This window comes from Microbacterium sp. (genome assembly GCF_047606385.1).
In the GTDB taxonomy this organism is placed as follows: Bacteria; Actinomycetota; Actinomycetes; order Actinomycetales; family Microbacteriaceae; genus Microbacterium.
Map to the genome: position 1 here is coordinate 1 of NZ_JASGEL010000012.1, position 11,834 is coordinate 11,834.

The 11,834-nt window shown below is 72.3% G+C and carries 9 protein-coding genes and 1 pseudogene; 4 read left to right on the forward strand and 6 right to left on the reverse strand.

Annotated elements, in window-relative coordinates:
• Together QM626_RS01155 and QM626_RS01160 are read left to right on the forward strand one after the other, a co-directional pair.
• Positions 1 to 226: pseudogene (locus QM626_RS01155) on the forward strand (sirohydrochlorin chelatase); the annotation flags it as partial.
• Between the two features lie 160 nt (positions 227 to 386).
• Entirely contained in the window at positions 387 to 1,772 is a 1,386-nt protein-coding gene (locus QM626_RS01160; protein ID WP_415073052.1) for an MFS transporter, read from the forward strand.
• 16 nt (positions 1,773 to 1,788) lie between these two features.
• On the opposite strand, the gene trmD is transcribed toward QM626_RS01160, so the two are convergent.
• The 5 genes from trmD to rpsP form a co-directional block, all read right to left on the reverse strand.
• Positions 1,789 to 2,490, reverse strand: coding sequence for a tRNA (guanosine(37)-N1)-methyltransferase TrmD (trmD, locus tag QM626_RS01165; protein ID WP_415073054.1), 702 nt, complete (start codon positions 2,488 to 2,490; stop codon positions 1,789 to 1,791).
• 17 nt (positions 2,491 to 2,507) lie between these two features.
• Positions 2,508 to 6,536, reverse strand: a complete 4,029-nt coding sequence (locus tag QM626_RS01170; RefSeq protein ID WP_415073056.1) for a molybdopterin-dependent oxidoreductase — start codon at positions 6,534 to 6,536, stop codon at positions 2,508 to 2,510.
• A 99-nt stretch (positions 6,537 to 6,635) separates the two neighbouring features.
• On the reverse strand, positions 6,636 to 7,259 hold the full coding sequence (gene rimM, locus QM626_RS01175; RefSeq protein WP_415073058.1) for a ribosome maturation factor RimM: 624 nt from the start codon (positions 7,257 to 7,259) through the stop codon (positions 6,636 to 6,638).
• Positions 7,259 to 7,489, reverse strand: coding sequence for an RNA-binding protein (locus tag QM626_RS01180; protein WP_415073060.1), 231 nt, complete (start codon positions 7,487 to 7,489; stop codon positions 7,259 to 7,261). Before QM626_RS01180 ends, rimM begins: the two co-directional genes overlap by 1 nt.
• A 5-nt stretch (positions 7,490 to 7,494) precedes the next feature.
• Complete coding sequence (gene rpsP / locus QM626_RS01185; protein WP_415073062.1) at positions 7,495 to 7,920, reverse strand: 30S ribosomal protein S16; 426 nt, start codon at positions 7,918 to 7,920, stop codon at positions 7,495 to 7,497.
• 182 nt (positions 7,921 to 8,102) lie between these two features.
• Here rpsP and QM626_RS01190 point away from each other — a divergent pair, with 182 nt between their 5' ends.
• Together QM626_RS01190 and QM626_RS01195 are read left to right on the forward strand one after the other, a co-directional pair.
• Positions 8,103 to 9,260 (forward strand): glutamate--cysteine ligase, encoded by a 1,158-nt coding sequence (locus tag QM626_RS01190; RefSeq protein WP_415073064.1) that lies wholly within the window; start codon positions 8,103 to 8,105, stop codon positions 9,258 to 9,260.
• A 43-nt stretch (positions 9,261 to 9,303) separates the two neighbouring features.
• Positions 9,304 to 10,014 (forward strand): SGNH/GDSL hydrolase family protein, encoded by a 711-nt coding sequence (locus QM626_RS01195; protein ID WP_415073066.1) that lies wholly within the window; start codon positions 9,304 to 9,306, stop codon positions 10,012 to 10,014.
• A gap of 8 nt (positions 10,015 to 10,022) precedes the next feature.
• Here the strand turns inward: QM626_RS01195 and ffh are convergent, their stop codons facing one another.
• Positions 10,023 to 11,567, reverse strand: a complete 1,545-nt coding sequence (gene ffh / locus QM626_RS01200) for a signal recognition particle protein (RefSeq protein ID WP_415073068.1) — start codon at positions 11,565 to 11,567, stop codon at positions 10,023 to 10,025.
• Positions 11,568 to 11,834: the final 267 nt, after the last annotated feature.

The following is an 11,834-nucleotide window of genomic DNA, read 5'->3' on the forward strand; positions in this document are numbered from 1 at the left end:
GCCGCGCATCGCGGCCGCGGTCGTCGCAGCACGGGCCGCGGGGGCGCCCCGCGTGCTCGCGGCGAGCTATCTGCTCGCGCCCGGCCACTTCGCCGGCATCGTCGCCGCCGCCGGCGCCGACCGGACGACCTCCCCGCTGGCGCCGGACCCGCGGATCGGCCGTGTCGTCGCCGCCCGCTACCGGCGGGCGTGCGCCGAGCTGGCCGCGACGCAGCCTCGGCGCTGAGCTGTTTCGCGCGTGTGACGGCCGGCTCACCGGGCCGCACGCGCGCACGTGACCGGACCGTGACGGACAGGTAATCGTCCCGGCAGGCGGGTGGAAACACGTGGTTCCTAGCGTGGGAGGCGACCGTCCCACCCGTGCACCGCCTGCGTCAGGAGAGAACATGACGACGACCACGCCCCTCCCCGAGCCGATCGAGCAGACCTCCCCGCCGGTGCGCCTCGTCCGTCGCCGCGGACGATGGATCGACGGCTGGGACCCGGAGGACGTCGCGTTCTGGGCCGAGCAGGGGCGCCGGATCGCGCGCCGCAACCTGGGCTGGTCGATCTTCGCCGAGTTCCTCGGCTTCATCGTCTGGCAGCTCTGGAGCATCGTCGTGGTCATGCTGCCCGCGGCCGGCTTCGACCTCGACACGTCGCAGGCGTTCTGGCTCATCTCGGTGCCGAGCCTGGTGGGAGCGACCCTCCGCTTCCCGTACACGTTCATGGTGGCGCGCTTCGGCGGCCGGAACTGGACGATCGTGTCCGCCGCCCTGCTGCTGATCCCGGCCGTCCTGCTCGGCATCGTGGCGCAGCATCCCGAGACCCCGTTCGGCGTGCTGCTCGTCGTCGCCGGCCTCGCCGGGTTCGGCGGCGGCAACTTCGCCAGCTCCATGGCCAACATCACCTACTTCTTCCCGCAGCGGGAGAAGGGGTGGGCGCTGGGCCTGAACGCCGCGGGCGGCAACATCGGCACGGCGGTGGCCCAGTTCGCCGTGCCGATCGTGGTGACCATCGGCGCCGCCGGCACCGTGAACATCGCCCTGGCCGGCTGGGTGTGGATCCCGTTGATCCTCGTCGCCGTCTGGGGCGCCTGGCGGTTCATGGACAACCTGTCGTCGGCGAAGTCCGATCCCGGCGCCGCGGCCGCGGCGCTGCGCGAGCCGCACCTGTGGCTGCTGGCGCTGCTGTACATCGGCACGTTCGGCTCGTTCATCGGCTTCGCCGGCGTGTTCCCGAAGCTCATGGCGGACCAGTTCCCCGAGCTCTCGACGTTCCAGGTCGGCACCGCCTCCGTCTCGCTGGCGTTCCTCGGCGCCCTGGTCGGCTCGCTCGCGCGCCCCTACGGCGGCCGGCTCGCCGACCGGTGGGGCGGCGCCCGCATGACGGTGGCGGCGTTCGCAGCGATGGCGCTGGGGGCGCTGGCCCTCATCGCCGTCCTGCCGCTGCACAGCTTCCCGCTCTTCCTCGGCTGCTTCCTGGTCCTGTTCGCGGCGACCGGGATGGGCAACGGGTCGACCTATCGGATGATCCCGCACGTGTTCGCCGCGCGCGCCGCCGACGGCGGCCTGGCCATGCGCCGCAAGGGCGCCGCGGCGCTCGGGCTGATCGCGGCGATCGGCGCGTACGGCGGCTTCCTGGTCCCGCAGGCGCTCAGCGCGTCGCAGACGGCGACGGGAGGCTACACCGCCGCGTTCGCCGGATTCGTCGCCGCCTACGCCGTGCTGCTCGTGCTGACCGCGGTCGTCTACGCGGTCCCGCGGCGCGGCCTCGCCGGGCAGCGCATCTGAGCGGCGCCGGCGCTTCCTACGCCGGACGCTCGGCGTCCAGCAGCTCGGGACGCCGAGCCCGGGTGCGCTCCAGCTGCTGCTCGCGGCGCCATTCGGCGACCCGCCCGTGGTGGCCGCTCAGGAGCACCTCCGGCACGTCGTGCCCGCGCCAGGAAGCCGGCTTCGTGTACGACGGGTACTCCAGCAGGCCGTCCTCGTGCGACTCCTCGACGAGGCTCTCGGGGTTGCCGACCACGCCGGGGAGCAGACGCCCGACCGCCTCGATCATCGCCATGGCGGCGACCTCGCCGCCGTTGAGCACGTAGTCGCCGAGGCTCACGAGCCGCACGTCGCCGAGGGTGGCCGCGTACGCGAACACGCGCTCGTCGATCCCCTCGTACCGGCCGCAGCCGATCACGATGTGGTCGCGATGGGACCACGCGCGGGCCGCCTCCTGCCGGAACAGGGCGCCGGCCGGCGACGGGAAGACGAACAGCGGGGCGGACGCCGCGTCCGCCACGATCGCGTCGAGCGCCTCGCCCCACGGCTCCGGTTTCATGACCATGCCGGCCCCGCCGCCGTAGGGGGTGTCGTCCACGGTGCGGTGGCGGTCATGCGTCCAGTCGCGCAGGTCGTGGACGCGGACGTCGAGGATCCCGCGCTCGCGCGCCTTGCCGAGCAGCGAGACCTCCAGGACGTCGAAGAACTCCGGGAAGATCGTGACGACGTCGATGCGCATGCTCTCGAGTGTAGGGATCAGTACACGTCGCGCACGTACCGCCCGTCGGCGACGAGCGCCTGCTTGTACGCGGCGGCGTCCGCCTCGTCGAGGCCGCCGTGACGGCGGATGATCGTGGCGAGCGTGTCGTCCACGTCGGTCGCCATCCGCGCCGCGTCCCCGCACACGTAGAGGCGGGCGCCCTCCTCCAGCCAGCGCCAGAGCTCGAGGCCGTGCTCCTCCATCCGGTCCTGCACGTAGACCTTCTGCCGCTGGTCGCGTGAGAAGGCGACGTCGAGCCGGGTGAGGAACCCGTCGTCGCGCATGCCCACGAGCTCGTCGCGGTAGTAGAAGTCGGTGGCCTCGTGCTGTTCCCCGAAGAAGAGCCAGTTGGGCCCGCGATGGCCGTCGGCGCGCCGGTCGTGGAGGAAGGCGCGGAACGGCGCGACGCCGGTCCCGGGCCCGACCATGATCATGCGCGCGTCGGGGTCCGCCGGCGGCCGGAAGTGCGCGGACCGCTGCAGGAACACCGGCACCGCCGTCCCGGGAGGCGCATCGGCGAGGAACGAGGACCCGACCCCGCCGCGACGGCGCCCGGTCTCGGTCTCGAAGCGCACGACGGACACGGTCAGCTCGACCTCGTCCGGGCTCGCCTTGGGGCTCGAGGAGATGGAGTACTGACGCGGCTGCAGTCGGCCGAGCACCGTCATCCATTCGCCGGCATCGGCGTGCACCGGGTGGTCCCGCAGCAGGTCGACGGCCTGCATGCACCACAGGTGCTGCGCCAGCCGGCTCCTCGCGTCCGGACGCAGCATGGCGCCCAGAGCGGGGTCGGCGGTGCGCTCCGCCACGAAGGCGAGCAGGTCCGGGCCGATGCGGGTGATGTCCAGCCGGGTGGCCAGCGCGTCCGCGAGGAAGCACTCCTCGCCGTCCACCGCCACGACGGTGCGCGGTGCGAGGCCCGTCAGCTCCAGCCATTCCGCCACGAGGGCGGGCGGGTTCGGGCAGAAGACCCCGAGTGAGTCGCCGGCCTCGTAGGCGGCGCCGACGTCCCGCAGGTCGAAGCCGAACCTGCGCACCTCCTTCGCCGATCCCGGCGCGCTGAGCGGGACGTTGGTCACGAGCGGGACGGGGACCGGGTTCGCACGTGTGAACAGCCGGCGGGTCGCGGGCACGGACGGCGCCGGCACGGCCGTCGCGCCCGGTGCGAGCGCGGTCAGCACCCGGGCGGTCCAGGCGGCGGCCTGTTCCTCGTACTCGGGCTCGCAGTCCACGCGCGACAGCAGCGCGGTCGCGCCGAGCGCCTGCAGTCGCGTGTCCAGCTCCCGGCCGTGCCCGCAGAAGTCGTCGTAGCTCGGGTCGCCGATCGCGAGCACCGCGTACTCGAGCCCGGTCAGCCGTGGCGCGTCCTCGGCGCGCAGCCGGTCCCACAGGCCGGCGGCGTTGTCGGGCGGCCCGCCGTCGCCGAAGGTCGAGGTCACCACCAGCATCCGGCGGGCGCCGGCCAGGTCGGCGGGCGCGACCTCGGCCATGCTCATCGTCCGCGTCGCCACACCGGCGGCGGACAGCGTCGCCGCGCAGCGCTCGGCGATCTCCTGCGCGTTGCCGGTCTGCGAGCCCCAGAGCAGCAGGACCTCCTCCGCCGTGGGGCCGGGAGCCGCCGGGCCGGCCACCGGCACGGCGGCACGCGAGTACCGGCCGGCCAGCACGCCCTCGAACCAGACGCGCGGAACGTCGCGCAGCGGTGCCGACCCGGGCAGCACCGGGAGCGAGCCGGCGCCGGGCGGCTCCGCCTCCAGCGCGGCGAGGAAGCCGCCCACGTAGACGCGCTCGAGCTCCGTGAGCTCGGGTGCCGTGCCCGACGCCGCCGCCTTCGGTCCGACCCGCCGCAGCGCGACCGCGGCGTACTTGAACTCCGGCTGCAGCGAGTCGGCGTCGACGGCGTCGTTGGTGACCGCGTTGACGGTGAGGTATTCACCGTGCTCGTCGTTCCAGTGGAACGGCGCGAAGCAGTTCCCGGGTCGCACCCGGTCGCTGATCACCGCCGGCAGCACCGCCCGGCCCCGGCGGGAGGCCAGCTCGACCTGATCGCCCGCCGCGATGCCGTGCCGCTCGGCGTCCAGCGGGTGGATCTCGACGAACGGGTCCGGGTTCAGCCGCATGAGCTTGGCGATCCTGCCGGTCTTGGTCATGGTGTGCCACTGGTGCTGCAGCCGGCCGGTGTTCAGCACCATCGGGTAGTCGTCGTCGGGCAGCTCCGCAGGCCCCAGGTGCGGTCGTGCCAGGAACTGGGCGCGACGGCTCGGCGTCGCGAACGCGAGGCGAGGGACGCCGCCGTCGGCCTCGCGGTGCAGGCTCTGGCTCACCCCGTCGTTGCGGTAGCGGATCGGATGCCGGTCGGCGGTGTCGCCGGGCGGCGCCGGCCACTGCACGGGGCCGCGGCGCAGCCGCTCGTAGTCGACGCCGCGGACGTCCCATCCGGTCTGCGGGTTCCAGAACCGCCGGATCTCGTCGAACACCTCCGAGGCGGACGTGAAGTCGAAGCCCCGGTCATAGCCCATCGCCCGGGCGAGGTCGCAGATCGTCATCCAGTCCGGCTGCGCCTCGCCGGGCGGGTCGATCGCGCGCTGCACCAGCGTCATGGTGCGGTCGCTCGACACGCTGACGCCCTCCGCCTCGACCCACAGGGACGCCGGCAGGAGGATGTCGGCGTAGGCGCCGGTCGCCGTCGCCTCGAACACGTCCTGCACGATCACCAGCTCGGCGGCCTCCAGCGCCTCGATGACCGTGCGCCGGTTGGCCACCGAGGCCACCGGGTTGGTGCAGATGATCCAGGCGGCCCTGATCTCCCCCGCCGCCATCGCGCGGTACATATCGATCGTGCCGGTGCCGGACTCGGCCCGGATGGTCCCCGGCGCCAGCTGCCACACCTCCTCGGCGAAAGCGCGGTCGGCCGCGCTGAACACGGCCCGCTGTCCGGGCAGTCCCGGGCCCATGTAGCCCATCTCGCGCCCGCCCATGGCGTTGGGCTGGCCGGTCAGCGAGAAGGGACCGCTGCCGGGACGGCAGATCGCGCCGGTGGCCAGGTGCAGGTTGCAGATCGCGTTCGTGTTCCAGGTGCCCTGCGTGGACTGGTTCAGCCCCATCGTCCACAGGGTCATCCACTCCCCCGCCTCGCCGATCCAGCGGGCCGCGGTGCGGATGTCGGCCTCGGGCAGCCCGGTGATCCCCGCGACCCGTTCCGGCGGATAGTCCGCCAGCAGCGCCGCCAGCTGGTCCCAGCCCTCGGTGTGCGCGGCGATGAACTCCTCGTCGATGCGCCCGTCGGCCACGAGCAGATGCAGCAGGCCGTTCAGCAGCGCCAGGTCGGTGCCGGGGGCGATCGGCAGGTACAGGTCGGCGCGGTCGGCGGTCGCGCTGCGGCGCGGGTCGACCACGATGAGCCTCGCGCCCCGCTTCAGCCGGTCCGCCATCCGCAGGAACAGGATGGGGTGGCAGTCGGCCATGTTGGAGCCGATCACGAGGAACAGGTCGGCGTGATCGAGGTCCTCGTAGGAGCCGGGCGGCCCGTCCGCGCCGAGGGACTGCTTGTAGCCGGTGCCGGCGGAGGCCATGCACAGCCGGGAGTTGGACTCGATGTGCCGGCTGCGCAGGTATCCCTTCACGAGCTTGTTCGCCAGGTACTGCGCCTCCGTCGACATCTGACCGGACACGTAGACCGCCACCGCGTCCGGTCCGTGCTCGTCGACGATCTCCCGCAGCCGTCTGCCCGCCTCCGCGATCGCGACATGCCGCGGCGTGGGCACGGTCGTCTCGCCGCGCGCGGGACGCACGTGGGCGGTGGTCATCCGGCCGGGCGCCGCCATCAGCTCGACATGGGTGGCGCCCTTGGTGCAGAGGCGGCCCGCGTTGGTCGGATGCCGGGTGTCCCCGACGGCCTTGCCCAGCGCCCTCCCGCCGGCGTGCGTCGTCGTGGTGACGGTGATGCCGCATCCCACGCCGCAATAGGAGCAGACGGTGCGCACCGCGCCGGAGGGCGCGCCGGTCGTGTCCGCTGCGGGAGGCATGTCCCGATGATCGCGAACGGATGTTCCGCAGCGTGTGCCGGGGTGTTACCGCACGGTCTCCGTGATCTCACCGCGCGCCCGCACGGATGTGAGATCTGCTCAGTCGGCGGCCTCCGGCGCCTCGTCGTCGGGCTCCGCCGGGAGGTCCTCGAACAACCCCGCGGGCGGCGTGACGACGACACGCCCGGCGGCGATGTCGACCTCCGGCACGATCGCCGAGACGAACGGCACGAGCACCTCGCGCTCACCGTGCCGGACGATCAGGAGGTCCTGCGCCGGGAGGTGGTCGACGCGGACGACCCGGCCGACGCCGACGCCGTCCCGGATCACCTCCAGGCCGACGAGCTGGTGGTCGTACCAGGCGTCGTCCTCGCCGGTGCCGGCGTCCGGGTCCTCGTCGATCCAGAGGATCGCCCGCACGAGCCCTTCGGCGGCGGTGCGGTCGTCGATGCCCTCGAGGAAGACCACCGGGTGCGTGTTCATCCACCGGAACTCGCGGATCGTCACGGTCTTGCCGAACCACGGCGACGAGTCCGGCACCTGGAGGGTGAACACCGCGCCGGGGACGAACCGTCCGTCGGGGTCGTCGGTGTAGAGCTCGAGCTTGAAGGCGCCCTTCAGCCCGTGCGCCTTGACCAGCCGGCCGACACGCAGCTGGTTCTTCTCCGGCCGCGGCGGGCGTGCCGCGGCCTTGCCCTGCGGGGCTCGGGCGGAGCTCGCCATCAGTCGTCGGCGACGTCGACGCGCACCCGACCGGGGGCGGCGAGCGCGCCGGTCACGGTGCGAAGCGCCTTGGCGGTGCGACCGCCACGCCCGATCACGCGACCCCGGTCCTCCGGGTGCACGTGCACCTCGAGCACCTCGCCGCGCGGCGAGGTGGACGAGTCGATGCGCACGTCGTCCGGGTGATCGACGATCCCCTTGACGACGTGTTCGAGCGCGGCGGCCAGCACGACGACTACGCCTCTTCGGTCTCGTCGCCCGCGGCGGCCTCGGCGGGCTCCGGGGCGGCGACCGGCGCGTCGGCCTTCTTCTCGGCCTTCGGCTTGATGACGGACTTCTTGGCCGTGTCGGCCTCGAACGCCGCCTTGGACTCCTTGGTCTTGACCGTGGAGACGGCGTCGGCGTCGCCCTGGTGACGACCCCAGTCGCCGGTGAGCTTGAGGATGGCCAGCACCTGCTCGGTCGGCTGCGCGCCGACACCGAGCCAGTACTGCGCACGCTCCGAGTCGACCTCGATGAACGAGGGCTCCTCGGTGGGGTGGTACTTGCCGATCTCCTCGATCACGCGACCGTCGCGCTTGGTGCGCGAGTCGGCGACGACGATGCGGTAGTAGGGCGCCCGGATCTTGCCGAGACGCTTGAGACGGATCTTGACTGCCACGATTCTCCTGAACGTGTGGAAGGTGGACGAACTGGTCGCCTTGGAGCGTGGGGTGCACACCCGGCGGAAGCTCTGGGGGCGGACGCGGCCGGATAGAGGGTCGGGCAGCAGTCCAAGGATCCATTTTGCCAGATGATGACGGATGCCGCGAACCCGCGACACGCCCGTGTCAGACTGAGCGCGTGACGGTGCCATTCGCGACATCTCCCCGCTCCACGGTCGGCATCGAATGGGAGCTGATGCTCGCCGACGGCGCGTCCGGTGATCTGGTGCCTCGCGCCCCCGAGGTGATCGAGGCGCTCGCAGAGGTGACGGCGCCGGAGCGCTTCACCGTGACCGGGGAGCTGCTGACGAACACGGTGGAGGTGACCAGCGGGGTCGGCGACACCGTGGAGGTCGCCGTCGACGACATCGCCGACGCGATCGCCGCGGTGCGGTCGGTCACCGACCCGGGCGGCATCGAGCTGCTGTGCGCCGGCAGCCACCCGTTCGCGCAGTGGTACGACCAGCAGGTCACCGACAAGACGCGATACCACACGCTCATCGAGCGCACGCAGTGGTGGGGCCGCAACATGATGATCTGGGGCGTGCACGTCCACGTCGGCGTGGACGACGTGGACAAGGTCATGCCGATCGTGGGGGCGCTGGCCTCCTATCTCCCGCACCTGCAGGCGCTGTCGGCGTCCAGCCCCTTCTGGGCGGGCGAGCGCACCGGGTACGCCTCGAACCGGGCGCTCGTGTTCCAGCAGCTCCCCACGGCGGGCCTGCCCTGGCCGCTGCCGGACTGGGCGGCGTACGAGTCGTACCTCGACGACATGGTCACCACGGGGGTCATGGCCGACGCGACCGAGGTGCGGTGGGACGTGCGGCCGGCTCCCCGCTGGGGAACGGTCGAGGTGAGGGCGTGCGACGGCATGTCGACCCTGCCCGAGCTGGCGGCCGTCGCCGCGCTCACGCAGGTGCTCGTGGAGGACTTCTCCCGCCGTCTCGACCGCGGCGAGGAGCTCGAGATCCTGCAGCCCTGGTTCGTCCGCGAGAACAAGTGGCGCGCCGCCCGTTACGGGCTCGACGCGGAGGTGATCGTCGACCGGCACGGCCGCGCCGCGCCGGTCACCGATCATCTCCGCGAGACCATCGCGCGGTTGAGCGACACCGCGGACGAGCTCTCCTGCGCGCGCGAGTTCGCCGGGGTGTCCTCGATCCTGTCGCAGGGCGCGAGCTACGAGCGCCAGCTCGCCGTGGCCGACGCCGCCGACGGAGACCTGCGCCAGGTGGTCCAGCACCTCATCCGCGAGTTCCGCGCCGGCCCTGCCCGCCGGGAGCCGTTGCGCGAGCTCTGACGCTCACGGCGGATGCCGAGCAAGCCCGCGATAGCGTGCGGGCATGATCTCTCTGCGTGCGCGACGGACGCTCGGCGTCCTCGCCGCCGGCCTGACGGCCGTCGTGCTCGCAGCCTGCGCCCCGGTCGAGGCGGAGACGACGGACCCGATCGCGACGACGACGCCGCTCGCGTCGCCGACCGCGACGACGCAGCTGACGACGACCACGGTCATGATCGGGGACTCGATCATGTCGGGGTACGGGCTGGAGACGTCGCAGGCGTGGCCGGCTCTGCTGGCCGACACGGAGCCGCTGCAGCTCACCAACCTCGCGTGCGGCGGCACCGGGTTCGTCGCCGTCGGCGACTGCGGCACCGACTATGCCGGGTTCATCCCGGCCGTCGCCGCGCTCGCCCCCCAGCTGGTCGTCATCGAGTCCTCCAGCAACGACTTCGACCTGCCGGCCGACCAGATCGCGGTGGCGACGGAGGACACCGTCCAGCAGCTCCACGACGCCGCGCCGTATGCGCTGATCGTCGGGCTGAGCACGATCTGGAACGACGACACCGATGTGCCCGGCGACGTGGACGTCACCTCCGCCGCCCTCGAGCAGGCCCTCGACGAGGTGGACGGCGTGTTCATCGACGTCGGCCAGCCGCTCGCCGGTCACCCGGAGTGGATGCAGGACGACGACGTGCATCCGACGGCCGCGGGTCAGCGCGTCATCGCCGCCGTCGTGGCGGCGAAGCTGAAAGCGGCGGGGGTGCTGGGCTAGGCGCGACGTCAGCGGTTGCCGAGGAGCTTCTGCAGCTCGGCGAGGTCGGCCGCATCCGGCGCCTTGCCGCCGCCGAGCCCGAACCCGGAGCCGGTCGGCGTCTGCGGCTGCGCCGCGATCCCCGCGTTCTCGGCCGCGCGCTTCGCGGGGTTGCCGGAACGGGATCCCTTCGCCTTGGCCTGCTTGCCGCGCTTGCTGGACGCGCCGGGCTTGCCCATCGGCCCCATGCCCGGCATGCTCGGCACGCCGCCGCGGGCGACCGTCTTCATCATCTTCGCCGCCTGCTCGAATCGCTGCACGAGCTGGTTGACGTCGGTGACGGTCATGCCCGAGCCGCGCGCGATCCGCAGCCGTCGGGAGCCGTTGAGCACCTTCGGGTTGCGACGCTCGCCCGGCGTCATCGAGCGGATGATCGCCTCGGTGCGGTCGATCTCCCGCTCGTCGAAATCCTCGAGCTGCTGCTTCATCTGGCCCATGCCCGGGAGCATCCCGAGCATCTTCTTCATCGAGCCCATCTTCTTCATCTGCTGCAGCTGCTCGAGGAAGTCCTCGAGGGTGAACTGCTCGGTCGCGAGCTTCTCGGCGACCTTCATCGCCTCGGCCTCGTCGAAGGCCTGCTGCGCCTGCTCGATGAGGGTGAGGATGTCGCCGAGGTCGAGGATGCGGCTGGCCATGCGGTCGGGGTGGAACGCCTCGAGGTCGTCGAGTCCTTCGCCGGTGGACGCGAAGATGATGGGACGGCCGGTGATGCTGGCGACGCTCAGCGCGGCCCCGCCGCGGGCGTCGCCGTCGAGCTTGGAGAGGACGACACCGGTGAAGTCGACGCCCTCCTGGAACGCTCTGGCGGTGTTGACGGCGTCCTGGCCGATCATCGCGTCGATGACGAACAGCACCTCGTCGGGGTCTGTCGCACGGCGGATGTCGGCGGCCTGCTTCATGAGCTCGGCGTCCACGCCGAGCCGCCCCGCGGTGTCGATGATGACGACGTCGTGCTGCTTCTGCCTGGCGTGCTCGACGCCGGCGCGGGACACCTTCACCGGGTCGCCCACCCCGTTGCCGGGCTCGGGCGCGTAGATCGCGGCGCCGGCGCGCTCGGCGACGACCTGCAGCTGGTTCACGGCGTTGGGCCGCTGCAGGTCGGCGGCGACCAGCAGCGGCGTGTGGCCGTCCTTCTCCAGCTGCTTCGCGAGCTTTCCCGCGAACGTCGTCTTGCCGGAGCCCTGGAGGCCGGCGAGCATGATGACCGTCGGCGGGTTCTTCGCGAACTGCAGACGGCGCTGCTGCCCGCCGAGGATCGCGACGAGCTCCTCGTTGACGATCTGCACGACCTGCTGCGCCGGGTTGAGAGCGCGGTTGACCTCGTCGCCGAGCGCGCGCTCGCGCACCTTTGCCGTGAAGTCCTTGACGACCGGCAGCGCGACGTCCGCGTCCAGCAGCGCGCGCCGGATCTCGCGGACGGTGCCGTCGACGTCGGCGGGGCTGAGCTTGCCCTTCGTGCGCAGGTTGCGGAAGGTCTCGGTGAGCCGGTCGGAGAGGGTGCCGAAAGTCGCCATGATGCATCGAGTTTACGCGCAGGCTTGGCGACGGTCCGTCCTCCTCCCCGCGCGCGTCCACCCGCATCCGTCTCTCGTTTCCTCAGCGATTCGCGCAGACTCAGCCCGGGGTGCTGCAGAGCGTGTGAGATTGTGCGAATCGCTGAGGAACGGCGAGGCTCACACCGCGGCGAGCGCCTCGGCGAGCAGCGCGGCCAGGGCCGTGCGGCCGGGCCCCGACTCCGCCCACGCCCACACCGCTGCCAGCACCGCGGCGGCGTGGGCGCC